General features: G+C 65.7%; 26 protein-coding genes. 15 read left to right on the top strand and 11 right to left on the bottom strand.

The window, feature by feature from the left end:
• Positions 1–32: 32 nt before the first annotated feature.
• Together LPA45_RS07335 and LPA45_RS07330 are read right to left on the bottom strand one after the other, a co-directional pair.
• On the bottom strand, positions 33–701 hold the full coding sequence (locus LPA45_RS07335; protein WP_233528424.1) for an RraA family protein: 669 nt from the start codon (positions 699–701) through the stop codon (positions 33–35).
• Between the two features lie 131 nt (positions 702–832).
• Positions 833–1,774 carry a LysR family transcriptional regulator gene (locus LPA45_RS07330; RefSeq protein WP_317921473.1) on the bottom strand — a complete coding sequence of 314 codons (942 nt, stop codon included), beginning with the start codon at positions 1,772–1,774 and terminating at the stop codon, positions 833–835.
• 104 nt (positions 1,775–1,878) lie between these two features.
• On the opposite strand from LPA45_RS07330, the gene LPA45_RS07325 reads away from it, so the two are divergent.
• The 11 genes from LPA45_RS07325 to LPA45_RS07275 all read left to right on the top strand — a co-directional run bounded on the left by LPA45_RS07325 (position 1,879) and on the right by LPA45_RS07275 (position 11,161).
• Positions 1,879–2,547 carry an RraA family protein gene (locus tag LPA45_RS07325; RefSeq protein ID WP_317921472.1) on the top strand — a complete coding sequence of 223 codons (669 nt, stop codon included), beginning with the start codon at positions 1,879–1,881 and terminating at the stop codon, positions 2,545–2,547.
• The gene (locus LPA45_RS07320) at positions 2,544–3,206 is read left to right on the top strand and encodes an RraA family protein (protein WP_116323271.1); all 663 of its coding nucleotides are present in this window, start codon (positions 2,544–2,546) and stop codon (positions 3,204–3,206) included. Before LPA45_RS07325 ends, LPA45_RS07320 begins: the two co-directional genes overlap by 4 nt.
• Positions 3,206–4,423 (top strand): pyridoxal phosphate-dependent aminotransferase, encoded by a 1,218-nt coding sequence (locus LPA45_RS07315; RefSeq protein ID WP_116323272.1) that lies wholly within the window; start codon positions 3,206–3,208, stop codon positions 4,421–4,423. The genes LPA45_RS07320 and LPA45_RS07315 overlap by 1 nt, the downstream gene beginning before the upstream one ends.
• Before the next feature lie 68 nt (positions 4,424–4,491).
• Positions 4,492–5,301, top strand: a complete 810-nt coding sequence (locus LPA45_RS07310; protein ID WP_116323273.1) for an alpha/beta fold hydrolase — start codon at positions 4,492–4,494, stop codon at positions 5,299–5,301.
• Between the two features lie 117 nt (positions 5,302–5,418).
• On the top strand, positions 5,419–6,390 hold the full coding sequence (locus LPA45_RS07305) for a tripartite tricarboxylate transporter substrate binding protein (RefSeq protein ID WP_116323274.1): 972 nt from the start codon (positions 5,419–5,421) through the stop codon (positions 6,388–6,390).
• 17 nt (positions 6,391–6,407) lie between these two features.
• Positions 6,408–7,118 (top strand): 5-oxoprolinase subunit PxpB, encoded by a 711-nt coding sequence (gene pxpB / locus LPA45_RS07300; protein WP_199414723.1) that lies wholly within the window; start codon positions 6,408–6,410, stop codon positions 7,116–7,118.
• Positions 7,115–8,113, top strand: coding sequence for a biotin-dependent carboxyltransferase family protein (locus LPA45_RS07295; protein WP_116323275.1), 999 nt, complete (start codon positions 7,115–7,117; stop codon positions 8,111–8,113). Before pxpB ends, LPA45_RS07295 begins: the two co-directional genes overlap by 4 nt.
• A gap of 33 nt (positions 8,114–8,146) precedes the next feature.
• The gene (locus tag LPA45_RS07290) at positions 8,147–8,926 is read left to right on the top strand and encodes a LamB/YcsF family protein (protein WP_116323276.1); all 780 of its coding nucleotides are present in this window, start codon (positions 8,147–8,149) and stop codon (positions 8,924–8,926) included.
• Between the two features lie 7 nt (positions 8,927–8,933).
• Entirely contained in the window at positions 8,934–9,392 is a 459-nt protein-coding gene (locus tag LPA45_RS07285; RefSeq protein WP_147316315.1) for a biotin/lipoyl-containing protein, read from the top strand.
• A complete protein-coding gene (gene accC / locus LPA45_RS07280) occupies positions 9,385–10,743 on the top strand; it encodes an acetyl-CoA carboxylase biotin carboxylase subunit (protein WP_116323278.1) in 1,359 nt (452 codons plus the stop codon). The genes LPA45_RS07285 and accC overlap by 8 nt, the downstream gene beginning before the upstream one ends.
• Before the next feature lies 1 nt (position 10,744).
• Positions 10,745–11,161 (top strand): hypothetical protein, encoded by a 417-nt coding sequence (locus tag LPA45_RS07275; protein ID WP_147316316.1) that lies wholly within the window; start codon positions 10,745–10,747, stop codon positions 11,159–11,161.
• 126 nt (positions 11,162–11,287) lie between these two features.
• Here LPA45_RS07275 and LPA45_RS07270 read toward each other — a convergent pair whose 3' ends face one another.
• From LPA45_RS07270 to LPA45_RS07255, 4 genes are all read right to left on the bottom strand, one after another.
• Positions 11,288–12,448 carry an acyl-CoA dehydrogenase family protein gene (locus LPA45_RS07270; protein ID WP_317921465.1) on the bottom strand — a complete coding sequence of 387 codons (1,161 nt, stop codon included), beginning with the start codon at positions 12,446–12,448 and terminating at the stop codon, positions 11,288–11,290.
• A gap of 25 nt (positions 12,449–12,473) precedes the next feature.
• Positions 12,474–13,322 (bottom strand): MaoC family dehydratase N-terminal domain-containing protein, encoded by an 849-nt coding sequence (locus tag LPA45_RS07265; RefSeq protein ID WP_116323281.1) that lies wholly within the window; start codon positions 13,320–13,322, stop codon positions 12,474–12,476.
• Positions 13,323–13,434: 112 nt separating this feature from the next.
• Positions 13,435–14,250, bottom strand: a complete 816-nt coding sequence (locus LPA45_RS07260; RefSeq protein WP_116323282.1) for a CoA ester lyase — start codon at positions 14,248–14,250, stop codon at positions 13,435–13,437.
• Between the two features lie 110 nt (positions 14,251–14,360).
• Positions 14,361–15,539 carry a CaiB/BaiF CoA-transferase family protein gene (locus LPA45_RS07255; protein ID WP_116323283.1) on the bottom strand — a complete coding sequence of 393 codons (1,179 nt, stop codon included), beginning with the start codon at positions 15,537–15,539 and terminating at the stop codon, positions 14,361–14,363.
• Between the two features lie 238 nt (positions 15,540–15,777).
• Between LPA45_RS07255 and LPA45_RS07250 the strand changes: the two genes are divergently transcribed.
• Positions 15,778–16,704 carry a LysR family transcriptional regulator gene (locus LPA45_RS07250; protein WP_116323284.1) on the top strand — a complete coding sequence of 309 codons (927 nt, stop codon included), beginning with the start codon at positions 15,778–15,780 and terminating at the stop codon, positions 16,702–16,704.
• Between the two features lie 87 nt (positions 16,705–16,791).
• On the opposite strand, the gene LPA45_RS07245 is transcribed toward LPA45_RS07250, so the two are convergent.
• From LPA45_RS07245 to LPA45_RS07235, 3 genes are read right to left on the bottom strand one after another with little or no spacing between them, the layout of a single operon-like run.
• Positions 16,792–18,258: an aldehyde dehydrogenase gene (locus tag LPA45_RS07245; protein ID WP_116323285.1), complete on the bottom strand. Its 1,467-nt coding sequence runs from the start codon at positions 18,256–18,258 to the stop codon at positions 16,792–16,794.
• A gap of 44 nt (positions 18,259–18,302) precedes the next feature.
• Positions 18,303–18,908 (bottom strand): thiamine pyrophosphate-dependent enzyme, encoded by a 606-nt coding sequence (locus LPA45_RS07240; RefSeq protein WP_116323286.1) that lies wholly within the window; start codon positions 18,906–18,908, stop codon positions 18,303–18,305.
• Between the two features lie 4 nt (positions 18,909–18,912).
• Complete coding sequence (locus LPA45_RS07235) at positions 18,913–19,446, bottom strand: thiamine pyrophosphate-binding protein (RefSeq protein WP_116323287.1); 534 nt, start codon at positions 19,444–19,446, stop codon at positions 18,913–18,915.
• Positions 19,447–19,591: 145 nt separating this feature from the next.
• Between LPA45_RS07235 and LPA45_RS07230 the strand changes: the two genes are divergently transcribed.
• From LPA45_RS07230 to LPA45_RS07220, 3 genes are all read left to right on the top strand, one after another.
• On the top strand, positions 19,592–20,521 hold the full coding sequence (locus LPA45_RS07230; protein WP_367394992.1) for a LysR family transcriptional regulator: 930 nt from the start codon (positions 19,592–19,594) through the stop codon (positions 20,519–20,521).
• A gap of 639 nt (positions 20,522–21,160) precedes the next feature.
• Entirely contained in the window at positions 21,161–22,384 is a 1,224-nt protein-coding gene (locus tag LPA45_RS07225) for a polyhydroxyalkanoate depolymerase (protein WP_116323289.1), read from the top strand.
• 174 nt (positions 22,385–22,558) lie between these two features.
• Positions 22,559–23,362, top strand: coding sequence for a hypothetical protein (locus LPA45_RS07220; RefSeq protein ID WP_116323290.1), 804 nt, complete (start codon positions 22,559–22,561; stop codon positions 23,360–23,362).
• 152 nt (positions 23,363–23,514) lie between these two features.
• Here the strand turns inward: LPA45_RS07220 and LPA45_RS07215 are convergent, their stop codons facing one another.
• Both LPA45_RS07215 and LPA45_RS07210 read right to left on the bottom strand, forming a co-directional pair.
• The gene (locus LPA45_RS07215) at positions 23,515–24,480 is read right to left on the bottom strand and encodes a tripartite tricarboxylate transporter substrate binding protein (protein ID WP_116323291.1); all 966 of its coding nucleotides are present in this window, start codon (positions 24,478–24,480) and stop codon (positions 23,515–23,517) included.
• A gap of 289 nt (positions 24,481–24,769) precedes the next feature.
• Positions 24,770–25,729 carry a tripartite tricarboxylate transporter substrate-binding protein gene (locus LPA45_RS07210; protein WP_233528426.1) on the bottom strand — a complete coding sequence of 320 codons (960 nt, stop codon included), beginning with the start codon at positions 25,727–25,729 and terminating at the stop codon, positions 24,770–24,772.
• Positions 25,730–25,837 lie beyond the last annotated feature (108 nt).

The raw sequence follows: 25,837 nt of genomic DNA, 5'->3' as shown, positions 1-25,837 counted from the left end.
GCCCGGGGCCAGTGGCGGACAAGTAGCCCGGCTTACCCCAGCAGCCCGTGTGGCGCGAGTACGGCTTCAAGCCAGCCTTGCTCGCGCCGACCGGTTGCAATCTCGTCCTTGATGGCGTCTTCCTTCGAGACGGTGGCCTGCACGGCTTCAAGCAGCGCAGTCGCCTGGGCCGCCGGAAACGACACCACGCCATCCTCATCGCCGACGATGAGGTCGCCGGGCGAAATCACCTGCCCGCCGATCGATACCGGCACGTTCATCGCACCGGGCCCGAGCTTGTACGGCCCGCGGTGGCTGGTGCCGCGCGCATAGCAGGGAAAATCGGCTTCGTAGAACGCCGCAGTGTCGCGGATCGCGCCATCGAGCACGAATCCGGCGCAACCGCGCTGCTGCGCGTAGAGCATGATCAGTTCGCCGATCAGCGCATTGGTGCAATCGCCGCCACCATCCACCACCAGCACGTGGCCGGGCTGGAGTTCCATCAGTGCCTTGTAGATCAGCAGGTTGTCGCCGGGCCTGGCCTTCACCGTGAAGGCTGTACCGACCAGCTTCTTGCTGCGGTGAAACCGCGTCAGCCCGGTCACGCCGGACAGGCGCTGCAGGTTGTCGCTGATATGCGGGGTCACGACCTCGCGAAAGGCCTCGACCAGCGCGGCCGGAGCAAGTTGGGGAACGGGGTGGATGGCAAAGTTTGACGCCACGGCAGGCTCCGGTACGGAAAGACATCGCGCCTCACGGTCCTTCCGTGGCGACGCACCAGTCCGCCAACTTTCTGCCTCCGTGATCCTTCTGTAAATTCCGAAGACAGGATCGTTTCGTTCTGCCAAACCTATCAGCCGGCAGGCGGTGCGGTCGCGCGCCGGCGCGGCTTGCGCTCCGCGATCTTGCCGGCCGACAAGGCCGCCACGGCCGCCTGCACCATCGGGTTCTCCCGGCTGGTCGACCATGCCATGGCGGTCGTGACCACGTTGACGGCCTCCTTCAGCGGCTTCACGACCACATTGTCCGAGGCCGCCTTCTTCAGTGAAGCCGGTACCAGCGCGATCCCCTGCCCGCACCCGACAAAGGCGATCTGCGACGACACGGTCCGCACCTCATGCAGGATGCGGGGTGAAAAGCCGGCGGCCCGGCAGGTGGCAATCAGGCTGTCGTAGTAGACCGGGCTCACATGCCGGGAGAAGATCACAAAGGCCTCTTCCGCCAGCGACGCCAGGCGAATCCGGGGCAGTTCCGCCAGGCGGTGGGACCTTGGCAGCGCCACCGCCAGCCGCTCCTGCTTCAGCGCGATGGACTGGATCGACGGCCCAAGGTCGCCTTCCAGGCGCGCGAACGCGAGATCGACATCGCCTTGCTCCAGCGCCGGCACGGCCTCGACGCTGTCGATTTCCTTCACCGATACCGTGAGTTGCGGATACTCCGCCTTCAGGTGCTCGATCAGCGCTGGCAGGGTCTCGACCATTGCCGATGAGATGGCGCCGATGGTCAGCACGCCGCTCTGGCCCTGCACCGCCTCGCGCACCGCCAGCTCCAGCCGCTCCAGCTGCTCGGCGAACTTGCGCACCGCCGGCAGGATCGCCGCGCCGGCGGCGGTCAGCTTCGCGCCGCGCCGGGAGCGCTCGAACAGCCGGACCTTCAGCGCATGTTCGAGCACCTGGATCTGCTCGGTCAGCGGGGGCTGCGACATCCCCAGCCGCTTCGCCGCGCGCCCGAAGTGCTCTTCCTCGGCCACGGCCAGGAACAGCCACAGGTGCCTTACCAGTCTGAAGTTGATCATGATGGTTGATAGCTTTGGCGTATGGAAAGGTTCTGTTCTTCGAAATTTACGGATCAGACTCTAGCGCCGATAGTGCAGGCCAAGCAACCACTCTGGAAGCCGCAATGACTTCTCCTACCCTGCTTGACCGCCTTGCCGCGCTCGATACCAACACGGTGTCTGACGCACTCGACTTCCTGGAACTGCCAGGGGCCACGTATGGCATCCGCCCGCTGTGGGACTGCCCCAGGATCGCGGGCCGCGCCAGCACCGTCCAGCTGGGTCCCAAGACCGACGCCGCGCCGACGGCGCACCTGATCACACCCGTTGTCGCGGCGATCGACAGCGACGACCGCGTACTGGTGATCGCCGGCGGCCTCGACGGCATCTCCTGCTGGGGCGACATCCTCGCCAATGCCGCCACGGCCCGCAAAGTGCGCGGCTCGGTGATCGACGGCCTCAGCCGCGATATCGAAGGCAGCGAATCGATCGGCTATCCCGTCTTCGGCCGCGGCGTGACCATGATCAGCGCGCGCAACCGCGTGGTGCAGACCGGCTCTGGCGAACCCGTGGCCTTTGCTGGCGTCGTGGTGCACCAGGACGACTATGTGATCGCGGACCGCTGCGGCACGGTGTTCGTCCCGGCGGCGCGGATCGAAACGGTGCTCGACCTGGCCGAGCACATCGCGCGCCGGCAGGACGGCATGGTGCAGGCCGTACGCACGGGCCGTTCCGTGGAAGCGGTCATGCACGACAAGGAATTCGACGCCATCCACACCGGAGCAGCAAAATGAGCGCGCAAGACAAGGAACTGGTTGCCCTGTTCGAGGGACTGGATACCCCCGGAGTATCGGATGCGATGGACCGGCTGGGCCTGCCCGGCCAATGCCTCGGCATCGCGCCGCTGGACAATTATCGCCAGGTGGTCGTCGGGCCGGCGTACACGGTCAGGTATGTGCCGGCAAGCACACCGCCCGGCACCGTTGGCGATTTCATCGATGACGTAGCCGCGGGCGACGTGGTCGTCATCGACAACGATGGCCGCACCGACTGCACCGTCTGGGGCGACATCATGACCCAGTATGCCGGCGCGCGCGGCATTGCCGGCACCGTCATCGACGGCGTCTGCCGCGACGTCGCCAGGGCATTGGGCGACGGGTATCCCTTGTTCTCGCGCGGCCGCTTCATGCGCACCGGCAAGGATCGCGTGCAAGTGGAAGCGGTCAACGCTCCCGTATCCGTCGGCACAGCGCGCGTCTGCCCGCGCGACATCGTCGTCGCCGATGCCAACGGCGTGGTGGTGGTGCCGCGCGAGCGGGCGCGCGAGGTGGCGGAACTGGCGCGCAGCATCGAAGCGGTCGAAGCGCAGATCCGTGAGCACATCGCCAGCGGCAAGACGCTCGGCGAGGCCCGTGCGGCCCTTGGCTACCACACCCTGCAGAGGAAGTCCTGATGCACGCCGATATCCAGCGCCTGAACGTCAACCTGGCCTGCGCCCGGGCCTCCGCGACTTACCGGATCATGGACCGGGTGGCAGCCCGGCGGGCATCCGGTGCCAGCATCATCTCGCTGAGTGCCGGCGAGCCCGACTTCGATACCCCGGCACATGTCCGCGATGCCGCCATCGAAGCGATCCGCGCCGGCCACACGCGCTACACGCAGGTGGCCGGCATGCGTGCGCTGCGCGAAGCCATCGCCGCCAAGTTCCGCCATGAAAACGGCCTGGACGTGGACTGGCAGGACACCATTGTCTGCACCGGCGGCAAGCAGGTGATCTACAACGCCCTGTCGGCGACGCTGAACGTGGGCGACGAGGTCATCGTGCCGGCGCCATACTGGGTCAGCTATCCGGAGATGGTGCAGTTGTCGGGCGCCATCCCGGTGATTGTTCCGTGCGGTGCGGAAGCCGGTTTCAAGCTGACCCCTGCCGCGCTGGCGCAGGCGATCACAGAAAAGACGCGCTGGCTGATACTGAATTCGCCGTCGAACCCGACCGGTGCGGTCTATACGCGCGAAGAGCTGGCCGCGCTGGCCGAAGTGCTGCTGGCGCACCCGCATGTGCTGGTGCTGTCGGACGATATCTATGAACACCTGACGTTCGACGGCGCCCGCTTCCACACGCTGGCCGCTGTGGAACCACGCCTCGCATCGCGCACGCTGACCATGAACGGGGTATCCAAAGCGTATGCGATGACCGGCTGGCGCATCGGCTTCGGCACCGGGCCGCGCTGGCTGCTGGAAGCGATGGAGAAGGTGCAGGGGCAACAGACTTCGGGCGCCTGCTCCATCTCCCAGCATGCCGCGCTGGCTGCGCTGACCGGGCCGCAGGACTTCATTACGGAATCGCGTGCCGTGTTCGAGGAGCGACGGGACCTGATGATCCGGATGCTCAACGATACGCCGGGGCTGGAATGCCCGGTGCCTGGCGGCGCGTTCTATGCGTTTGCCTCGTGCGCGGGGTTGCTGGGCCGGCGTACGGCGGCCGGCACGCTGCTGCAGACCGACGAGGATGTCGCTGGCGCGCTGCTGGATGAAGCCAATGTCGCGGTCGTGCACGGCAGCGCGTTTGGGCTGGGGCCGTATATCCGGATTGCGTATGCGCTGGATACGGAATCGCTGCGGCAGGCGTGCGAGGCGATCGCGGGGTTTTGCGGTGCGCTGAGGGATTGAGCGCCGGCCCTTCGGCTTGCCGGCTGCTCAAGCTGGGCTGTCTTCGTCCCACATCTGGAGGCTCCAACGTGTCACCACTCACCAGGCAACGCATTCCACTAACCGTAAGCAGAGCGCCAATCGAGCTCTCCACGCTCCATTGCCCCGGCGAATACCCTCCCCTTGTCTTCCTGCACGGCTTCGGCTCGACCAAGGAGGATTACGCGGACATCGTCCTGCAGCCCGCACTCGCCGGCCGCGCAGTACTGGCCTACGATGCGCCCGGTTGCGGCGAGACGCGTTGCGGGGACCTGTCCCGGATCTCGATCCCCTTCCTGGTCGAAACGGCGCTTGCCGCCCTCGACCACTTCGACATGGAACGTTTTCACCTGGTCGGCCATTCCATGGGCGGCCTGACCGCTCTGATGCTGGCCCACCGCGCCCCCGAACGCGTGCTGAGCTTTATCGACATCGAGGGCAATGTGGCCCCCGAGGATTGCTTCCTCAGCCGGCAGATCGTCTCGCATCGCACCGACGACGCGGACCGCTTCTTTGAAGCGTTCATCGAGCGCACCTGGCACTCCTCGTACTTCTCCAGCCCGCTATATGCGGCCAGCCTGCGGCACAAGGTGCGCGCCGGCGCCGTCCGCGGCATCTTCGAGTCGATGGTCGACCTTTCCGACAACGGCGACCTGATGACGAAATTCCTCGGCCTGCCTTGCCCGAAGATGTTCATGTACGGCGCGCAGAACGCCTCGCTGTCCTACCTGGCCCATCTCGAACGCCATGGCGTGGAACTCGCGGAGATTCCGCGGTGCGGGCATTTCCCCATGTACTCGAACCCGCCGGAGATGTGGGCGCGGATTTCCGGGTTCCTGGCGCGGTTGTCGGGCACATAGCGCGGCAGTGGCACCGATATCCAACGCCAGCACCAAGACTTGTCGCGGCGCCGCCATGCCTTTGCGCGCTGCGTGTTTCCACGATGTTGTTCCTGCCCCCCTTGAAGGAAGACTGTCATGAAGTTCGCTATTGCCTGCCTGGTTGCCTGCCTGACGTTTGCCTCCGACATCTCCACGGCAAGCGCCACCGACTATCCGACCAAACCGGTTCGCCTCGTCGTGCCCTACCCGGCCGGTGGTTCCACCGATGCGGTGGCGCGCATGGTCGGGCAGAAACTTTCGGTGAAACTTGGCCAGCCCGTGGTCGTCGATAACCGGCCCGGCGCCAGCGAGGCAATCGCCGCGAGCTTCGTGGCGAAATCCGCGCCCGACGGCTACAACATCCTGCTGGCCACGATGACCGGCCTGTCGGTCAACCCGAGCCTGTACAGCAAGCTTGCCTACGATCCGCGCAAGGACTTCGCGCCTGTCATCCAGGCCACCACCATCCCCAGCGTGCTGGTGGTCAACCCGAACGTACCGGCGAAGTCGATGCCGGACCTGCTCAGGTTCCTGAAGGGCAAGCCCGGCAGCGAAGGCTACGCCTCGGCCGGCAACGGCACGCCCAGCCACCTCGGCATGGAGTTGTACAAGCGCGTCACCGGCGCCAATGTCGTCCATGTGCCGTACAAGGGCGGCGCGCCCGCGCTGCAGGACCTGATGGCGGGCCAGGTGCAGATCATGATGGCGCTGCTGCCCGAGGCGATGCCGCTGGTCAAGGCCGGCAAGCTGAAGGCGCTGGCCATCACCACGGCAAAGCGCTCCGCCGAATACCCCGAACTGCCCACCATCGCCGAGTCCGGCATGCAGGGGTTCGAGATGATTTTCTGGCAGGCCTTTGTCGCGCCGGCGGGCACGCCCAGGGAGATCGTTGCCAGGCTGAACCAGTCGATCGATGAAATCCTCCGCGACAAGGAAATCCGCAGCAAGCTGGTCGAGATGGGGCTGGATCCGGCCGGAGGCAGCCCGGAGCAGCTGGGTGCGGTGATGAAGAGCGAAACCGCCAAGTGGAAGAAGGTGGTCGACGACGCTGGCATCAAGCTCGACTGAATCCCGTGGATACGACCATGCATGCCATTGAAGAACAGCCTGCGGGCCACGTGGACAGCGCCGACAGGATGCCCAGGATCCACGCCGCAGGAACCACCGCGCTGCTGCTCGATGCCGCAGCCGGCGAATTCGACCAGGCGATACAGGAACGCATCTGGGCGCTTTCCGCCCTGCTGTCGGGGGGCAAGGTGCTTGACGGGGTTCGGGAAACCGTACCGGGCGTCAACAATCTGCTCGTGGTGTTTGATCCTGTGCTGCTGCAGCCTGCCAGCGCCCGCGCTCGCCTGGTCGGCCTCTGGGAGACGCTTGAGGTCAAGGCACGACCGGGCCGGGATATCGAGGTTCCGGTGCTTTATGGCGCAGACGCCGGTGAAGACCTGCCGGCCCTGGCGGCAGGCGCCGGACTGACCATCGAAGCGTTCGTCGGCTTGCACAGCGCCGCAGTGTACTCGGTCGCCTGCATCGGCGCATACCCTGGCTTTGCCTTCCTGACGGGCCTGCCGGCCAGGCTTGCCACGCCGCGCCGGCAGGTGCCAAGGACGAAGGTGGCGAAAGGCTCCGTGGCGATCGGTGGCAGCCACGCCGGGGTAATGCCATGCACGGCCCCGTCCGGCTGGCATCTCGTCGGCATGACGACGCTGGATACGTTCGACCCGCACCGCAGCGTGCCTTGCCTGCTGGCGCCGGGAGACCGTGTGCACTTCAGGGTGGAGGGCATCGCATCATGATCGAAATCCTCTCCACCGGAGCGCCCAACGTCGTCCAGGACCTGGGCCGGCGTGGCCACCTTGGTATCGGGGTGGGCCGCAGCGGCGCGATGGATGCCATGGCGCTGTCCCTTGCCAATGCGCTGGCCGGCAACGACGATGGCGCGGCCGGGATCGAGATCAGCCTGTTCCCGTTCCGCATGCGCTTCCAGTCCGACACGGTCTTCGCTTGCACGGGTTCGGACAGCCGCGTGCTGCTCGACGAGCGCGTACTGGCGCCGTGGTGGAGCAAACGCGCCCGCGCTGGCCAGGTGCTGGTGGTGGAGCGCCCCCGCCGGGGCGCGCGTGCTTACCTGGCCTTCGCCGGCGGCATCGATGTCGCGCCCGTTCTAGGTTCCAGATCGACCGACCTCAAAGGCGGATTCGGCGGCTGGGAGGGACGTGGCCTGCGGCGTGGCGACGTGCTGCCGCTCGCCAATGCGACCCCCGAGGCGACGCCCGCGGCAAAACCCGCGCTGCAAGGCTCAGGGCTCGGCCTGATCCCCAACGACATTCCCGCGTTCTGGCAGGAATTGTCCCAGGGCTGCGTGACGGTACGGGCCGTCCCGGCTGCCGAGTACGAACAGTTCAGCGAGCAGGCCAGGACCGCCTTCACCGGCACCGAGTACAAGGTGACACCCGACGCCAACCGCCAGGGATACCGCCTGGCCGGCGAAGCCCTGACGCTGACCTGGCCGCTGGAACTGCTGTCGCATGGCATCGTGCCCGGAACCGTACAGGTCCCGCCCTCAGGCCAACCCATCATCCAGCTCGCGGAGGCCAACACCTGCGGCGGCTATCCCAAGATCGCCACCGTGATCGAGGCTGATCTGTGGCGGCTTGCCCAGGCGCCTGTCGGCTGCCGCGTGCGATTCATGGCGGTCGGCCAGGACCAGGCCCTTGCCGCATCGCAGGCGCAATCCGAAGAACGCGCGTCACTGCGCAGCAATCTCGCGCTGATGGCGCAACGCCGCTGAAGCCTCCCCCAAACCACATCGACATAAGCAACCATGACCACACAGAATGCAGCAGCCTTGCGCGTCGACCTGAACTCCGACATGGGCGAGGGATTCGGCGCCTACCGCATGGGCGACGACGAAGCCATCCTCGATATCGTCAGCTCCGCCAATATCGCCTGCGGCCTGCACGCCGGCGATCCGGAGATCATGGCCCGCACCTTCGCCCTGGCCAGGGAACGTGGCGTCGCCGTGGGTGCGCACCCCGGTTTCCCCGACCTCTGGGGCTTCGGCCGGCGCATCATCCCGTTCAGCACCGGCGAGATCGAACGGCTGGTTGCCTACCAGATCGGTGCCGCGCAAGCGCTTTCCGCCTACGCGGGCCACCCCATCACCTACGTCAAGGCACATGGCGCGCTCGGCAACCTGACCCAGACCGATGCCGACGTCTCCACCGCCATTGCCCGCGCCATCAAGGCAGTGGATGCCAACCTGGTCTGCCTGACCTTTGCCAACGGCCATCTCGAGCGCATCGGCAAGGAGATGGGGTTGCGGGTATGTGCCGAAGTGTTCGCCGACCGCGCCTACACCGACGAGGGTCACCTGGTGCATCGCAAGATCCCCGGCGCGGTGCTGCACGACGCGCACGAGGCCGCTGCAAGGATGCTGCGAATGGTGCGTGCCGGCGCGATCGAAACCATCTCGGGCAAGCTGCTTCCCGCGCCGATCGAGTCGATCTGCGTGCACAGCGATACCCCGGGGGCAATCGCCATGGCCGCGCAGGTGCGGCGCACCCTCGAGGAGGCTGGCGTCGCGGTACGGGCCTTCAGCTGAGGTGAGCATGCCGATCGATATCGACTTCATAGAGCAGCTCATTGGCATCCTGGAGCGTTCGGCCTTGTCAGGACTGGAGTACGCCGAGGATAGCGGGCGCGTCCGGCTGGTCCGCTCCGGTGCGCCGGAGGCCGACGCTACCGCCACGCTTGCCACGCCAGTGCAGGATGCGCCTGCTCCTGTTGCCGCAGCCATTGCCCCGCAGGACAGGACCCAAACCGTCTCGGCGCCCCTTTCCGGCATGTTCTACGGCGCCCCCGCGCCTGGCCAGCCTGCGTTCGTGGCGGTAGGCGACCTCGTGGAAGCAGGACAACAGCTTGCCATCATCGAAGCCATGAAGATGCTGAACACGGTCGAGGCCGACCACAAGGGCCGCGTTGTCCGGATCGTCGCCACGGATGGCGCCTCGGTGGAAGCCGGCGCGCCGCTCTTCGTGATCGAGCCTGCGGGAGACGACCATGATTGAGACTGTGTTGATCGCCAACCGTGGCGAAATTGCGCTGCGGGTACTGCGGGCCTGCCGCAAGCTTGGCATCCGCACGGTAGCCGTGCATTCCGAGGCCGATGCCAACCTGCGTCACGTCGCGCTGGCGGACCAGGCCTTGTGCATCGGTCCGGCACCCGCGGGCCGAAGCTACCTGGACCAGAACGAATTGCTGCTGGCAGCACGCCTGTCAGGTGCCGATGCGATCCATCCCGGCTATGGCTTCCTGTCGGAAAACGCGGACTTTGCGCAGGCGGTGGAGGATGCCGGGCTGGTCTTCATCGGCCCCACCGCGGCCTCGATCCGGCGCATGGGAGACAAGGTCAGCGCCAAGCGCGCGATGATCGAAGCCGGCGTTCCCTGCGTTCCCGGCTCCGAGGGCGCGCTGACGGACGACATGCAAGCCACGGCGGTGCTCGCCGACAAGGTCGGGTACCCGCTGATCGTCAAGGCGGCAGGTGGTGGCGGCGGGCGCGGCATGCGCATCGTGCGCGAACCGGCCGAGCTTGCCCAGGCAATCGCCATGACCCGCGAGGAAGCCGCACGGGCATTCAACAACCCGCACGTCTACCTGGAGAAATTCCTCGAACGTCCCCGCCATGTCGAAATCCAGGTGCTGGCGGACGCCCATGGCAATGCCGTCTGGCTCGGCGAGCGCGACTGCTCGATGCAGCGGCGCCATCAGAAGGTCATCGAGGAATCGCCGGCGCCGGGCATTCCCCGCGAGGCGATTGCGAGGATCGGTCAGCAATGTGCCAGGGCGTGCCTGCATATCGGCTACCGTGGCGCCGGCACCTTCGAGTTCCTCTATGAGGACGGCGCCTTCTTCTTTATCGAGATGAATACCCGGGTACAGGTGGAGCATCCGGTCACCGAACTGGTCACCGGGATCGACATCGTCGCCGAGCAACTCCGTATCGCCCGCGGCGAGCCGCTCTCCTTCCGACAGGAAGACGTAGTGCTTCGCGGGCATGCCGTGGAATGCCGCATCAACGCCGAACACCCGTGGCGGTTCACCCCGGCTCCCGGCCGTGTCACCGGTTGGGTGCCGCCCGGCGGTCCCGGCATACGCGTGGAATCCCATCTCTATGCAGGCTACGCGGTACCGCCGAACTATGACTCCCTGGTCGCCAAGCTGCTCGCGCATGGTGCCACGCGCGAAGAAGCGATCGCACGCATGCGCGTGGCGCTGGATGAAATCGTGTTGGGAGGCATCGACTCAACAGTGGCGCTGCACCGGGTGCTGATGGACGAACCTGGGTTCGTGCAGGGCGGCTATGACATTCACCACCTGGAACGGTGCCTGGAGCAAGGGCTTGGGGAGCGCGCCTGACATGAACCTTGAAACGATCGAGCGGCTGGCCGAGCGGATGCGATCCGGCACCATGGAACTCCTGGAACTCGAACTGGGCGGCAAGCGCCTGGTGTTGAGCGGGCCCGTGGTGGCGCAAGACAAGACCGCGATAGTGTCCCAGGCTGCAACCCAGCCCCAACTGCGTGGCTGCGATGAAGATTTCATACGGGCGCCAGCAGCAGGCATCTTCCACGCCAGTCATCCACTGGCGGACGAAACCTTTGAACCGGCACGCCTCGTCATCGAGGCCGGGGAGCCAGTCGGCTATTTGCAGGTGGGCGCTGTACTGAGCGCCGTGCTCGCGGGGGAACGCTTAATCCTGGGCGAGCAGGCCGCTGACTGCGGCAGCCTGGTCGGCTATGGACAGGCGTTGTTTGCGTTTGAGAGGGTGCTGTAGGTAACGACAGCGCGTTGCCAGAACCGATCAAGCCCGGCACGCTGCCGGTTTGCTCCCCTCTCCCGCGCGCGGGAGAGGGGAGCGTTTGCCAGAGGTGGCGGCACAGGCAAGCGTTCTCGCCCAGCCTCAGAACGAGCGCGGCATCCCCAGGATATGCTCGCCTACGTAGGAAAGAATCAGGTTCGTCGAAATCGGCGCCACCTGGTACAGGCGCGTCTCACGGAACTTGCGCTCGACGTCGTACTCCGCCGCAAAGCCAAAGCCACCGTGGTACTGCAGGCAGGCATTGGCGGCTTCCCACGACGCATCCGCCGCCAGCATCTTCGCCATATTGGCTTCGGCACCGCATGGCTGGTGCGCGTCGAACAGCTTTGCCGCCTTGAAGCGCATCAGGTTGGCGGCCTCGACGTTGACGAAGGCCTTGGCGATCGGGAACTGCACGCCCTGGTTCTGGCCGATCGGACGGCCGAAAACCACGCGCTCGTTGACGTACTTGGTCACCTTGTCGATAAACCAGTAGCCGTCGCCGAGGCACTCGGCGGCAATCAGCGTGCGCTCGGCGTTGAGCCCGTCGAGGATGTACTTGAAGCCCTTGCCTTCCTCGCCGATCAGGTTCTCGACCGGGATCTCCAGGTTGTCGAAGAACAGCTCATTGGTCTCGTGGTTGACCATGTTGAGGATCGGCTGGACAGTCAGGCCCTTGCCGATCGCCTCGCGCAGGTCGACGACGAAGATCGACATGCCTTCCGACTTCTTCGTGCACTCGGCCAGCGGCGTGGTGCGCGCCAGCAGGATCATCAGGTCAGAATGCTGCACGCGCGAGATCCACACTTTCTGGCCGTTGACGACATACTTGTCGCCCTTGCGCACTGCGGTGGTCTTGATCCTGGTGGTATCGGTTCCGGTGGTCGGCTCGGTCACGGCCATCGATTGCAGGCGCAGTTCGCCGCTGGCGATCCTGGGCAGGTACAGCTTCTTCTGCTCGGCGGAGCCGTGGCGCAGCAGCGTGCCCATGTTGTACATCTGGCCGTGGCAGGCGCCCGAGTTGCCGCCGGCACGGTTGATTTCCTCCATGATCACGGAGGCCTGCGTCAGGCCGAGGCCTGAGCCGCCGTACTCTTCCGGAATCAGCGCCGCCAGCCAGCCGGCCTCGGTCAGCGCATTGACGAAGTCTTCGGGGTAGCCCCGCACTTCGTCGACCTTGCGGAAGTACTCCGATGAGAACTGCCCGCACAGGTCGCGGACGGCCTCACGGATTTCCTGGTATTCATCGATTCGGTTCTGCACAGCCTGGTCTCCAACTTCCTGGGGGTTAGTTCAGTTCTGCCGTCGCGCTCATCGCGAGGGCGCCGTCTTCATGGCGGATCCACAACTCGACGGTCTTGCCGTCCGGGCTGCGCTTGCCGCAGACGAAAATGCGCTGCGGCACAAAGGTGGGACGCACGCCTCGGAACGAAAAGGTCTTGACCACGGCGTCCGGCAGGTTGGTGCGCACCAGCTCCAGCAGCAACATCGCCTGCAGCGGGCCGTGGACGATCAGGTCCGGGTAATGCTCGACCGTGCTCACGTACGGCTTGTCATAGTGGATGCGATGGCCGTTGAAGGTCAGTGCGGAAAAGCGGAACAGCAGCACGGGATCGGTTGCCACCTCCTGCGCCCACTCTTCGTCCGTCGGCGCGGGAACCGGGGCCGGTGCGGGCGCATCCGGCGAAGCGCTTTCGCGATAGACGATGTCGTGCTCTTCCGTGACCGCGAGGCCATTGGGGCCCGAGTACTTATGCTCCACTGTGACGAATGCAAGCGAACCCGTGCGGCCGGTCTTTGCACTGACATCGAGGATGCGGGATACCTTGGACGCCGCATCGCCAACGCGCAGCGGCTGGTGGAACCAGAGGCGGCCGCCCGCCCACATGCGGCGCGGCAGCGGCACCGGCGGCAGGAAGCCGCCGCGGCTGGCGTGGCCGTCCGCGCCGATCTCTGACTGGCGGTGCAGCGGCAGGAAGTAGAGCCAGTGCCAGAGGGGCGGGATGCCGTCGCCGCGCGTCGCCGCGGCGTGTTCATAGTCGAGTGTTGCCGACAGCGCCTTGACGGGATACGCGGTGATCTCGTCCTGGCTTTCCGTGGTCTTGCCGATCCATTCCTTCAACTTAACAACGTCCATCACGTCTCTCTGGTCTCTGGTGTTGATTGCGTGGTTCCACTATGCCTGCTGGCGCGGCCGGTTCCCATTCGAAAGTTCTGAACGAGCCATTCGCTCGCACGGAAAGGTGTTCTCAGTGATTGCGCCCCGCCTGGCGCAGCAGGTCCGTGGCACGGGCGATTACCGGGGCGTCTACCATCTCGCCGTCGAGCTGGAATGCGCCTGGGCTGGTCTTGGCAGCCGCGATGACGCGCTCGGCCCACGCCACCCGGGCGTCAGAGGGCCGATACGCCGCATTCACGGCTTCCACCTGCGAGGGATGGATGCACAGCTTGGCGCCGAATCCCAGCCGGCGTCCGCGCACGCTGGCGGCGCCAAGCTCATCCGCATCGGCAATGGACACGGTCACGCCGTCCACCGGCGCCGCGATGCCCGCCGTGCGCGACGCCAGCACGAGCATCGAGCGGAAAAACAGCAGTTCTTCGTCGTCGCCCTCGATGCCCAGCTCGGTGCGGAAGTCCACGGTGCCGAAGATCAGCCGCTCCACGCCTGGCGCCGCAGCTATCTGCGCCACGTTGGTCATGCCCGCGGCGGTTTCGATCAGCGGCAGCACCTTGACCTGCGGTGGCAGGTGCCGCGTCACCTGCGCAACCTGCCCGGCACTCTCGGCTTTCGGCAGCACCACGCCCTGCACGCCAGGACTGAGGCAGGCACGCATGTCGTCCTCGAACCAGCGCGTCTGCGTGGCGTTGATGCGGACCAGCCCGGTGCCGCCTGCTGCCAGGTATTCAGCCAGCAGGTGCCTGGCGCGGTCCTTGTCGCTTTCGGAAACCGCATCCTCCAGATCCAGGATGACCCGGTCGGCACCGGATGCATGGGCCTTGGCAAAGCGCTCAGGCCGGTTGGCCGGGACGAAGAGGTAAGAGCGGGCAATGGCGGTGGTAGTCATGGGAACCCTGCTGGCGTACGGGCGAGCGCCGCCTTCCCGCCGACAGGCGGGCGTAGAGCGGCAAGACATGGTGGCGGCAAGACATGGTGGGGAAAAGCGAGCGGCGCGGGCTAGATGGCGCCTTCCGAATGGAGGCGCGCGACGTCGTCGCCGGTGTAGCCGAGTTCGCGCAGGATCGCTTCGCTGTGCTCGCCCAGCGCCGGGATGGCGTCCATGCGCGGCTCGAAGGCATTCGACTGCCCCGGCGGCAGCAACGCGGGTATCACGCCGACCGGGGACTGGACCGAGGTCCAGCGCTCGCGTGCCTTGAGCTGCGGGTGATTCCACAGGTCCCGCATATCGTTCATGCGCGCGTTGGCGATCTGGGCGCGCTCCAGCCGCCCGACCACGTCGTCGATTGTCAGTGCGGCGAAGACATCGGTGATGATCTGCGTCAGCTCGGCCCGGCTCTTCGAGCGCAGCGAGTTGGTGACGAAACGCGCGTCGGTGGCCAGTTCCGGCCGCTCCAGCACCACACGGCAGAAAGCCTCCCATTCGCGCTCGTTCTGCAGCCCCAGGATGATGGTCTTGCCGTCTCCGGCGGTGAACGGGCCATACGGGAAGATGGTGGCATGCGAGGCGCCGGCGCGCGGCGGCGGCGTGGCGCCGTCGAAGGCGTAGTACAGCGGGAAGCTCATCCACTCGGCCATGCTTTCCAGCATGGACACATCGATATGGGCGCCCTTCCCCGTCTTGCCGCGCTGCAGCAGCGCCGCCAGGATATTGGTGTAGGCATACATGCCGGCCGCGATATCCGCGATCGAGCAGCCAGCCTTGGACGGGCTCTCCGGCGTGCCGGTGATCGAGACGAAACCGGACTCCGCCTGGATCAGCAGGTCATAGGCCTTCTTGTCGCGGTATGGGCCGTCGTTGCCGTAGCCGGAGATGTCGCAGACGACGATGCCTGGATAGCGTTGCGACAGCGCCTGGTACGACAAGCCCAGCCGGTCGGCCGCGCCCGGCGCCAGGTTCTGCACCAGCACATCGGCCTGGTCCAGGATCTTCTGCAGGATGGCGGGGGCTTCCGGGTGCTTCAGGTCCAGCGCCAGGCTTTCCTTGGAGCGGTTGGTCCAGGCAAAGTGGGACGACATCCCGTCAACGCGCTCGTCGTAGCCGCGCGCGAAATCGCCGACCTTGGGCCGTTCGATCTTGATGACCCGAGCGCCCAGGTCTGCCAGCTGGCGGGTGCAGAACGGCGCAGCAATCGCATGCTCCAGGGAAACCACGGTAATGCCATCAAGAGGACGCATAGCAGCCTTTTCGTGAAGATTGCGTTTGCACCGCCACAGCGCGCGCAAACAACGGTGATCCGGTTGCGGCCCGTTGTGCCGGCCGCCAATGCATCAAGTCTCGCAGCACGGGCCGGCGCGGTAAATCTCGTTTTCTCGAAGCAGCCGTTCGCTCGGGCCGAAAGCACCGCCGCACAACGGCCAGCCGCGGTTTGCGCCACCTGAAGTGCCTTGATAGAGTTACGGCCAAGGAGCCCCCATGCATTTCGATTTTGCCGACCTCAGGCTGTTTGCCCGCATCGCCGAAGAGGAAAACCTGTCGCGCGGGGCGAGAAAGGCATTTCTGTCGCCAGCCGCCGCCAGCGCCCGGCTCAAGGCGCTGGAAGACCAGCTCGGCACCCGCCTCTTCTACCGGGAAAGCAAGGGCCTGGCGCTGACTCCAGCCGGCGAGCGCCTGTTGCGGCATACCCGCGTGATCGAACGGCAGTTCGAGCATGTCCGGAGCGAGTTCGAGGAGTATTCGAAAGACTCCGTCGGCCATATCCGCATCTTTGCGAACACCACGGCCGTCACCGAATTCATGCCCGAGGTGCTGGCGCGCTTCATGGCCGAACGCCCGGCGGTCACTGTCGACCTGCAGGAGCGCCTGACGCGCGACATCATTCGCGGCGTGCTGGATGGCAGCGCGGATCTCGGCATCATTTCCGGGCCGCTGAACCCGGATGGGCTGGAGGTCATCCACTTCAGTACCGACAAGCTGGTGCTGGCCACGCCGATAGGGCATCCGCTCACGCGGAAGGAAAACGTCACCTTCGACGACACGCTCGACTACGAGCACGTCAGCCTGCATGAAGGGAGCACGCTGCATGCCTTCCTGACCGAACTCGTGCGCGACCAACGGCGCAAGCTGCAGATCCGCATCCAGATCCGCAGCTTCGAGGCGATGTGCAGGATGATCGAGGCCGGGGTGGGGATCGGCGTGGTGCCATTGTCGGCAGCGTTGCGCCATCGGCAGACGATGAAGATCGACATCATCGAACTGCCGGAAGCGTGGGCGGTTCGCGAGCGCGCGGTGATCGTGCGGGAACTGGACGGCCTGCCCGGCTGCGCGAAGGCGCTGATCGATGAGCTGATCGAAGTGGCGCAGGCCGCGGGCGGGAGCCCGGAAGACGCGCTTTCACGGTGACCCGCGAGCGCAGTTTGCAGACTGCGCAACTGCCGAGGCAAGGCACTCTCCCCGCCTGCAGGCGAGGAGGCTTCGGCAAGACGCGAATTAGCGGATGGTGAAAGGATTGCCGGTGGCCGCCCCCGTGTTGATCCACACACTCTTGGTCTGCAGGTACGAGTCGATGGCGGCGCTGCCGTTTTCCCGGCCGAGGCCCGAGTCCTTGTAGCCACCGAACGGCGACATGAAGCTGACTGCGCGATAGGTGTTCACCCACACCGTCCCCGCCTGGATCCGCTCGGACATGCGGAAAGCGCGGCCGATATCGGACGTCCATACGCCGGCACCCAGCCCGTAGCAACTGTCGTTGGCGATCGCGATGGCATCGTCTTCGTCGCGGAACTTCAGGATCGACAGGACCGGCCCGAAGACCTCCTCCCGGGCGATGCGCATGGCGGAGGAAACGCCGGCGAAGATGGTCGGTTCGACAAACCATCCCTGGCAGGATGCGGGCTTGCCACCGAGCAGAAGCTCCGCGCCCTCTTCCTGCGCGATCTTGATATACGAGAGCACCTTGTCGTACTGCGCGGGCGTGGTGATCGGCCCCACCTGCGTGGTGGCATTCATCGGGTTGCCGAGCCTGGCGGTCCGCGCCAGCGCCAGCAGTTTCTCGACAAAGACGTCGTGGATATCTTCCTGCAGCAGCAGCCGGGAACCCGCGATGCAGGTCTGGCCGCTCGCGGCGAAGATGCCCGAGACGGCGCCGTTGACGGCATCGTCCAGCTTTGCATCGCTGAAGACGATGTTCGGCGACTTGCCCCCCAGCTCAAGGCTGACGTGCTTGAACTGCGCCGCGCATTGCTGGTTGATGACGCGCCCGGTGGCATCGGATCCCGTGAAGGTGACCTTCCTGACCAGCGGATGCGTCACCAGCGGCGAGCCAACTTCGGCGCCAAACCCGGTCACCACGTTGAACACCCCCGCGGGAAAGCCGGCTTCCTCGAACAGCAGCGCCAGCTCCAGTGTCGACACGGAGGTGAATTCCGACGGCTTCACCACCACCGTGCAGCCCGCCGCCAGCGCGGGCGCGATCTTCCACGCCAGCAGCATCAGCGGCGAGTTCCACGGCGTGATGGCCGCCACCACGCCCAGCGGTTCGCGCCGCGTGTAGTTGAAGTAGCCCTGCTTGTCGAGCGGGATGACCGAGCCCTCGACCTTGTCGGCCAGCCCCCCGAAGTAGTAGAACCACTGCGGCAGGTATTTCAGCTGGGCACTCATCTCCGCCAGCAGCTTGCCGTTGTCCTGCACTTCGAACTCGGCCAGCCGCTCGGCGTCGCGCGCGATCAGGTCGCCGAGCTTGCGCAGCAAGGCGCCACGCTGCGTCGCTGTCATCTCCGGCCACGGGCCGGCGCGGAACGCCCGGTCGGCCGCCTGGACGGCATGGTCGGCATCCGCTGCGGTGCCGCGGGCCACTTCGGCCCAGGCTTTGCCGGTATAGGGATTCTGGGTTTCAAACCAGCGGCCGTCGTCGGCATTGACGAAGGCCCCGTCGATGAACATTTGATACTGCTTCATGGCGCGATGCGGTCCGGGTTCGAATTCTGGTTCGGGTAGGCAGGCTAGAACGGTGCGAAGCCGAGATGCTGGCGAAAGCGGTTCTTGACGTAAGTGCCATCGCGCGGCGGCAGTGCGCGCTGCGGCTCGTCCGTCGAGATATAGACCTGCGCCACGGTCATGCCGTCGGCCTTCCTGATCTGGTGTGCGAGCTGTTCCACTTGCTCGATATCCGTGATTTCCAGCGTGGTCGGCACACCGACGGCCTTCGCCACCTGGGCCAGGTTGGTACCCAGGCTGGTGTGGCTCTGCTGCATGCCGGTCTCGCCGAAGTGGCCGTTGTCCAGGATGATGATATTCAGGTTCTTCTGCCCTTGCGCCGCGGCCGTAGCCAGGCTGCCGATGCCCATCAGCTGCTCGCCGTCGCCGGTGATGGCGATCACCGTCTTTTCCGGCTGCGCGATGGCCAGGCCCAGCGCCAGCGAGGTGGAGCCGCCCATCGCCCCCCACAGGTAGAAGTTGCCAGGGCGGTCGCCGGCGGCAAACACGTCGTACGAAGGCGAGCCGAGGCCGGTGACGACGAGGGCGTCAGGAAATTGCTTGAGCAGTTCGGCGACGAACTTGCGGCGGTCAAGGCCGGGATGGGCGTGCTTGGAGGTCGAGGTAGTCATGGGTTTAGCGCATCCACTTTTTGCGGCCGATCAGGCTCTGGGACAGGAGAACGGCAACGCGGTTGCCAGCGTCGAAGGCAGAGGCCAGGCCGGCGTCGACCAGCTCGGCGGCGTCTTCCGGCGAGTTCACGCGGTAGACGGTGATCCCCATCAGCTCCAGCGCCTGCTGGGTAGCCAGGCCCATCGGGTTTTGCCAGGGATTGAACTCGGCGTACTCGCCGCGCATGGTGACCAGCGTGAAGAACGGGAACTGGCAGCTTCCCAGCAGCGAGAACATGTTCACGCAGTTGCCGACTCCGCTGCTCTGCATCAGCAGCACGGCGCGCTGGCCGCCCAGCCAGGCGCCGCTGACGACGCCAACACCTTCTTCCTCGGTGGTCAGCACCACGTCACGGATATCAGGATCGGCCCTGGCGCGCCGGATCACATGCGAGTGGCCGGCATCCGGCACGTAGGCCACCTGGCGAATGTCGTTTTGCTTGAGGGCCTGGAAGATGTCTTCCTGCCAGGCAAGGGGGTCAGCGTGGGGAGTAGTCATAGCGGGACATGGATAGAGAATTGCGACATGGAGAACTGCGGCGGGAACGTTTGCTATCATAGAGTTGATTAGCTGGCGCCATGAAATACAATAAATTGATGCCTGCAATCACAAACCTGCATGCCAACCAGCCACTCCCCGACGCATGGACATCAAGCAACTGCGCGCCCTGTTAGCCATCGCCGAGACCGGCAGCGCCACCAAGGCGGCCGAGTTGCTGCGCATCGTGCAGCCTGCCGTGTCGCGGCATGTGCGCCTGCTTGAGGAAGAACTGGGCGTCGAGCTGTTCGAGCGCGAGCGCCATGGCATGGTCCTGACCGACGCGGGCCGCACCCTGGTCGAATACGGACGCCGGGCGCTGCAGGAACTCCACCGGGCCCGTGCGGAAATCAAGCCGGCGGCAGGCGCGATTTCAGGCACCGCGGTGATCGGGCTGCTTCCCAGCACTTGCGAGCTGCTTGCGGCCGAACTGGTCGCGACCGTCAAGGCCAGGCACCCGCAACTCGGAATACGCCTCAACGTGGGCTATGCGGGCAACCTGCTGCAGTGGCTGGAGGCTGGCGACGTCGAGGTCGCCCTGCTCTACGACACCAAGGCGTCCCCCGGCCTGCAGGTGGAGCCGCTGCTCGATGAACAGCTTTACCTGATCGGACCGGCCGGCAGCCTGTCGCCCGGCGAGGACGAGACCGTCGAGCGCCTGCGCGACCTGCCCCTGATCCTGCCCAATGCCCCGCACGGGCTGCGCAGCGTGGTGGAGCATGCGTGCGCAGTGGCGGGGTTCAGCCCGACCATCGCCGTCGAAACCAACTCGCTGGCGGTGCAGAAGAACCTCGTGGCGAAGGGCTTCGGTTTTACCGTGCTGCCGAGTTCGGCGGTTTCGGGAGAGATGGAGGATGGCGTCCTTGCGGGCGCGCCGGTCGTCTCGCCGAACCTCGCCCGGCGCATCGTGCTGGCCCACGCCGCCACACGGCGGCTGACGCCCGCGACCAGTTTCGCTGCCGCGGAACTGGTCGCGCTGATGAAGCGGCTGGTGCTCGATGGCGCCTGGCCGGGGGCAACGTGGATCAGTGACTGACCCAGCAACAGGCCCCCTGTTTGCAAAGATTTACAAATTGCACGGCAGCCAGCGCTAGCTGCAGCAGCGCATTGGAATTCAAGCATCACTTCGCGAGAACCCTTGAATCCGAGTTGCGAACAAGCGATGTCACCCGAGTCACTTTCCCCGAGAAAAAGCATGCAAGGCGTTGCAGTAGGGTTAGATCGAATATGTTACTGAATGTAAATCGCGTAACTTAAATGCATGTTGTTGCACCGGTATTGCGACGCAATGCCGGTAGCCCTGAGTCGTGGGGACGTCATGCAGCATACCAATCGATTCGCGTGCGGCCTGAGCCGTGCGCTTGCATCCGGCCGCAGCTGCCGGACCAGCCGTCCCGGCAAGGCGCACGCTACCCGCGCCCAGGCAATTCGGCATCGACGACACCTTGGCCGTGCGCGGCACCTCGCGGCGCACTGCCCACCTCCCTCCGGCCGAGCCGCGTTACAAGCCTGCCGCCCGCCCGTCCACCTTGAACGAAGTCGGTCCTGCCGCTGTCCGGCGCACCCTGTGCGCTGAAGCGATCGCGGCATCGCGCCAGCAAGAGGCCACGCGCGGTTTGCAGCTCCCGGCCTCGGAACAATGCAGCAACCATTTTTTCAGAAGACGGGGATTGCCATGGCGCTCTATGCTCTGCGTGAACTCACGCTGCAGTCGGTCGGGCCGCTCGGGGCCATGATCGAGGCAGGCCAGCGTGCAGTCGGTTTCTGGGGCGAGTCCCTCGCGTGGGTGCCAGGGATGCGCGAGGCCGGCGCCGCGCTTGATTTATTCACGCGTCTGACCAAGTCCTACGGGAAACCTGGCTTCGCCATCGACCACGTCATCGCGTGTGGGCAACGGGTGGCTGTCACCGAGACCGTGCTGATTGAGGCGCCCTTCTGCCGGCTGCTGCATTTCAGGAAGGACATGCCGAGCCCCGGTCCCCGTGTGCTGCTGGTGGCGCCGCTCTCGGGCCACTACGCCACGCTGCTGCGCCCGACGGTCGAAGCATTGCTGGCCGAGCATGATGTCTACATCACCGACTGGGCCGATGCGCGCCTGGTCCCACTTCACGCCGGCGACTTCGACCTTGGCAGCTATGTCGACTACCTCAAGCAGTTCATGCGATACCTCGGCGCCGGCACGCATGTGGTAGCGGTATGCCAGCCGGGCGTCCCGCTGCTCTGTGCGGTCGCGCAGATGGCCGAGGACAACGAGCACGCCCAGCCCCGCTCCATGACGCTTATCGCCGCGCCGATCGACACCCGCGTCAGCCCGACTGCGGTCGACCAGTTCGCGCAGAAATATCCGTTGTCATGGTTCGAGTCGAATGTCATCGAACGGGTACCCGACAGCTACCCCGGACGGGGGCGCCGGGTCTATCCCGGCTTCCTGCAGCTTGCGGGCTTTATCTCGATGAACGTCGCACGCCACGCTGGTGCTCACCTTGACTATTACTGCCACCTGGTCGATGGCAGGCAGCACGAAGCCGCCAGGCATCGCCAGTTCTATGACGAGTACAACGCCGTGCTTGACGTGCCGGCCGAGTACTATCTGGAAACCATCCAGAAGGTCTTCCTTGAGCATCACCTGTGCCGCGGCTGCATGGAAATCGGCCAGCGCCGTGTCCACCCCGAGGCAATCACGAATGTTTCGCTGCTGACCATCGAAGGCGGCGAGGATGACATCACCGGCCGGGGCCAGACCGAAGCGGCCCACGCACTCTGCCCAGGCCTTGCCGCCGACAGGCGCGCACACCTGGTCGTTGACGGCGTGGGCCACTATGGGACGTTCGCCGGCCAGGGCTTCCGGCAATCCATCCTGCCGGCCATTACGCAGTTCATCCAGCAGTGCACGGACTGAGCGCGATGTTTCATCGGCAAGCGCGGCTACACGGACCGGCGATGTAGCAATCACTACGTCCCTCGGCACGAACGGCCAGTGCGCGGCGGCGATTGAATCTTGTCGCGCCCAGATCGTGCTACCGTCGTAACCTGCATTGCAGTCACGGATGCCAACGAGCTGAAGAGAGCCATCATGCGCGCCTGCCGGCAAGCCCGCCCTGCCGCCAGGGCCGCCGGGGTCTGGTTGCTGGTGGCGGCCATGGCCGCCGGGGCCTGGCTGGTGCCGCGCATCGCGCAGCCGCCGCAATATCATCGTTTTGCCGACCCCTACGTCTGCTTCGGCACGCCCCATTGCCTCGACATCGGCTCGAACCTGCTGTTCCTGCTCGCGGGCGCGGCCGGCCTGCGCTATCTGGGCGTCACCGCTGCCAGCCGCGCGTTTATCGCTCCGGCCGAAGCCTGGCCTTACCGGGTGCTTTTTCTGGCCGTATTCCTCGTGGGCCTGGGCTCGGGCTATTACCACCTGGCACCGGACAACCAGCGGCTGGTGTGGGACCGCGCTCCGCTGGCACTCGCGCTGATGGCCTGGCTGGGCGCCAACGTGTGCGAGCGCGCCAGCCTGAAGGCCGGCTTGCGGCTGCTGCCGCTGCTGCTGATCGTGGGGCCGGCCAGCGTCGGCTACTGGGCATGGAGCGAAGCCCGCGGCAGCGGCGACCTGCGCCCTTACCTCCTGGTCCAGGCCTGCGCCATTCTGGTGGTACCGCTGCTGCTCTGCCTCTATGCACCGCGCTACACGGGCGACCGGGACGTGCTGGCCATCACCGGCTGCTATGTGCTGGCACTGGTTTGCGATGTACTGGACCACCAGATCGCTGCGCTGACGGGACTGGTCAGCGGACACACCCTCAAGCACGTCATCGCAGCGCTGGCCGTCTATGGCGTCGTGCTTCGGCTGAAACGGCGCCGCATCGTGGAGGAAGGAACTGCTGCGGCCTAGAATCAAGCTGCCCTTTGGCGATTGAATCGCTTTGTCCGCTCCCGCCTGCCATGCACCGCTGGTCGTGCGCGGCTGGCATGCGATAGAAGGCTATCGCCTCACGCCAACCGGAACCTGCCCCGGCTTCGGTGGACGCCCGACATTACCCCCCGTCAGTCGAGTTCGATATTCGCCGCCTTGATCACCTCGGCCCAGCGGCGCGTTTCCGCCTGGACGAATTTCGCCGCCTTGTCCGGCGTGGAATCGGTGATCGGCTGCACGCCGATCTTTTCCATACGCTGGCGCACCTCCGGATCCTTGACGGTCGCCTGCAAGGCTGTGCTGATCTTGTGGATGACAGGGGCGGGCGTGCCGCGCGGCACCATCACCATGTTCCACAGCGACGTCTCGTAGTTGCCATAGCCGGCCTCCTTCATCGTTGGCACGTTCGGCAGCACGCTGGAGCGCGTCGACGTGGTCACCGCCAGTGCCTTGAGCCGGCCCGACTGGATCATCGGCGCGGCGGTAGACACGCCATCGGTGATGAACTGCACATCGCCCGAGATCACTGACTGGATCGCCTGGCTTGCACCGCGGAACGGCACGTGGGTGAGGCTGAGGTGCTCCTGGTACTGCAGCAGCTCGACCGCCATATGGACCGCGCTGCCCTTGCCCGCCGAGCCGTAGCTGTATTTGCCGGGGTTCTTCCTGATGTCCTCGACCAGCTCCTTCGCGGTATTGGCCTTCACCGACGGGTTCACCGCCAGCACCATCGGCACGGCCGCGACCACGGAGACCGGCACCAGGTCATTGACCGAGTCGTAGGGCAGCTTCTTGTACAGCGTGGCATTGATGGCATGCGAGCTGGTGCCGAACAGCAGCGTGTAGCCGTCCGCCGGGCTCTTGGCCACGGCCTCGGTCGCGATGGTGCCACCGGCGCCGGCCTTGTTCTCGACCACGATCGGCTGGCCGAGCAGCGCGCCAAGCTTGTTGGCAACCAGCCGCGCCACGACATCGGTGCTGCCGCCGGCGGCAAAGCCGACGACCATGCGCACGGGGTGGTCAGGATAAGCGGCATCGGCAGGCGCACCGGATACGACGAGCGCACCGATCCCCACTTGGGCAAGCAAGCGTTTCATTGTCTCTTCCACGGGTAGTTATGGTCAGGCGTGTCGCGGCATGGCGGCACCCGTTGAGACGATGGTAGCGAGCTAGCTTTCGGATGGTGAAATAGAAAATTCCGCTGCTGCCATCACGCGCCGGCATGCCTGGGGCTTGTACTGCCGTGTTTACCCGTAATGGGTCCGTGGGCGCAAACATGGCCTCGGCAGGCCGCAAATGCAAGCATGCCGCACGGCTTTCGCCGTGCGGCATGCTGGTTGCCTGCGTGCGCTGGCCGAGGCCGGGCGCGCTCAGTCGGCCTCCGACTCAGTCGGCCTCGATCTTCATCGTCTTCAGCAGCGGCTGCCACTTGTCGCTTTCGGCCTTGAGCCAGGTCTTCAGCCCCTCCGGCGTCTGCTTGTCGGCGGGCACGATCTCGGCGCCCAGGTCATCGAGGCGCTTGGCGACCACCGGATCCTTCAGTGCCTGCTGCAATGCCTTGTTCAGCCGCGCCACCACGGCCGGCGGCGTGCCCTTGGGCGCGTAGACACCATGCCAGACCTTCATGGAAAAGCCCTTCAATCCGCCCTCCTGCAGCGTCGGCGCATTGGGCAGCGCCTTGATGCGATTGGGGGTCGTCACGCCATACAGCTTGACGCGGTTGGCGTTGATATGCGGCAACGTGGAGGTGGTCTGGTCGCACAGCAGGTCGACCTGGCCGCCCAGCAGGGCCGTCATCGCGGGCCCCGTCCCCTGGTACGGGACAGCGGTCATCTTGACGTGCAACGCTTCCTCGAACAACAGGCCGCACAGTTGCGACACGGCGCCGAGGCCGGCATTCGCCAGCGACACCTTGTCCTTGTTCTGCGACACGTACTTCACCAGTTCGGCCGCATTGGCCGGCGGCAGGTCCTTGCGGCCGAGCAGCGTCATCGGCACATCGGCAACCTGTCCGATATATTCAAAATCCTTCAGCGGGCTGTACGACAGCTTCTTGTACAGCGCCGGCGCGGTGGCCATGCCGTTGTGATGGATCAGGATGGTGTAGCCATCCGGCTGCGCGCGCGCCACGAACGCCGCCCCGACGGTCCCGCCAGCGCCCAGGCGGTTTTCCACCACCACGCTCTGGCCCAGGTCTTTGGACATCGCCTGGCCGAGTGCGCGCGACACGACATCGGTGGGCCCGCCTGCCGAGAACGGCACCACCAGCGTGATCGGCTTGGACGGATAGGCATCCGCAGCCTGCACCCCGCCGGCGAACGCCAGGCCAAGCGCTCCGACCACCATCCATTGCCAACCCTTGCCCTTGCCCTGTACCTGCATTGCTTGCGTCGCCATCGTTGCCGTCTCCATGCTGCCGGCACCTGCGCGCCGGTCTGTTATCGATCGGCCGCC

The sequence above is a fragment of the Cupriavidus sp. Agwp_2 genome, assembly GCF_040784895.1.
GTDB lineage: Bacteria > Pseudomonadota > Gammaproteobacteria > Burkholderiales > Burkholderiaceae > Cupriavidus.
Note: the sequence above shows the minus strand (reverse complement) of the source record. Positions and strands in the feature narration are given on the sequence as shown.

What these genes read in the sequence shown, in the direction of transcription:
- LPA45_RS07320 (WP_116323271.1), top strand. Translation starts at nt 2,544, where the DNA reads ATGAGCGCGCAAGACAAGGAACTGGTTGCCCTGTTCGAGGGACTGGAT.
- LPA45_RS07295 (WP_116323275.1), top strand. Translation starts at nt 7,115, where the DNA reads ATGATCGAAATCCTCTCCACCGGAGCGCCCAACGTCGTCCAGGACCTG.
- LPA45_RS07325 (WP_317921472.1), top strand. Translation starts at nt 1,879, where the DNA reads ATGACTTCTCCTACCCTGCTTGACCGCCTTGCCGCGCTCGATACCAAC.
- LPA45_RS07290 (WP_116323276.1), top strand. Translation starts at nt 8,147, where the DNA reads ATGACCACACAGAATGCAGCAGCCTTGCGCGTCGACCTGAACTCCGAC.
- LPA45_RS07215 (WP_116323291.1), bottom strand. Translation starts at nt 24,480, where the DNA reads ATGAAACGCTTGCTTGCCCAAGTGGGGATCGGTGCGCTCGTCGTATCC.
- LPA45_RS07285 (WP_147316315.1), top strand. Translation starts at nt 8,934, where the DNA reads ATGCCGATCGATATCGACTTCATAGAGCAGCTCATTGGCATCCTGGAG.
- LPA45_RS07235 (WP_116323287.1), bottom strand. Translation starts at nt 19,446, where the DNA reads ATGACTACTCCCCACGCTGACCCCCTTGCCTGGCAGGAAGACATCTTC.
- LPA45_RS07275 (WP_147316316.1), top strand. Translation starts at nt 10,745, where the DNA reads ATGAACCTTGAAACGATCGAGCGGCTGGCCGAGCGGATGCGATCCGGC.
- LPA45_RS07260 (WP_116323282.1), bottom strand. Translation starts at nt 14,250, where the DNA reads ATGACTACCACCGCCATTGCCCGCTCTTACCTCTTCGTCCCGGCCAAC.
- LPA45_RS07240 (WP_116323286.1), bottom strand. Translation starts at nt 18,908, where the DNA reads ATGACTACCTCGACCTCCAAGCACGCCCATCCCGGCCTTGACCGCCGC.
- LPA45_RS07255 (WP_116323283.1), bottom strand. Translation starts at nt 15,539, where the DNA reads ATGCGTCCTCTTGATGGCATTACCGTGGTTTCCCTGGAGCATGCGATT.
- LPA45_RS07220 (WP_116323290.1), top strand. Translation starts at nt 22,559, where the DNA reads ATGCGCGCCTGCCGGCAAGCCCGCCCTGCCGCCAGGGCCGCCGGGGTC.
- accC (WP_116323278.1), top strand. Translation starts at nt 9,385, where the DNA reads ATGATTGAGACTGTGTTGATCGCCAACCGTGGCGAAATTGCGCTGCGG.
- LPA45_RS07265 (WP_116323281.1), bottom strand. Translation starts at nt 13,322, where the DNA reads ATGGACGTTGTTAAGTTGAAGGAATGGATCGGCAAGACCACGGAAAGC.
- pxpB (WP_199414723.1), top strand. Translation starts at nt 6,408, where the DNA reads ATGCATGCCATTGAAGAACAGCCTGCGGGCCACGTGGACAGCGCCGAC.
- LPA45_RS07330 (WP_317921473.1), bottom strand. Translation starts at nt 1,774, where the DNA reads ATGATCAACTTCAGACTGGTAAGGCACCTGTGGCTGTTCCTGGCCGTG.
- LPA45_RS07245 (WP_116323285.1), bottom strand. Translation starts at nt 18,258, where the DNA reads ATGAAGCAGTATCAAATGTTCATCGACGGGGCCTTCGTCAATGCCGAC.
- LPA45_RS07250 (WP_116323284.1), top strand. Translation starts at nt 15,778, where the DNA reads ATGCATTTCGATTTTGCCGACCTCAGGCTGTTTGCCCGCATCGCCGAA.
- LPA45_RS07225 (WP_116323289.1), top strand. Translation starts at nt 21,161, where the DNA reads ATGGCGCTCTATGCTCTGCGTGAACTCACGCTGCAGTCGGTCGGGCCG.
- LPA45_RS07305 (WP_116323274.1), top strand. Translation starts at nt 5,419, where the DNA reads ATGAAGTTCGCTATTGCCTGCCTGGTTGCCTGCCTGACGTTTGCCTCC.
- LPA45_RS07315 (WP_116323272.1), top strand. Translation starts at nt 3,206, where the DNA reads ATGCACGCCGATATCCAGCGCCTGAACGTCAACCTGGCCTGCGCCCGG.
- LPA45_RS07210 (WP_233528426.1), bottom strand. Translation starts at nt 25,729, where the DNA reads ATGGTGGTCGGAGCGCTTGGCCTGGCGTTCGCCGGCGGGGTGCAGGCT.
- LPA45_RS07230 (WP_367394992.1), top strand. Translation starts at nt 19,592, where the DNA reads ATGGACATCAAGCAACTGCGCGCCCTGTTAGCCATCGCCGAGACCGGC.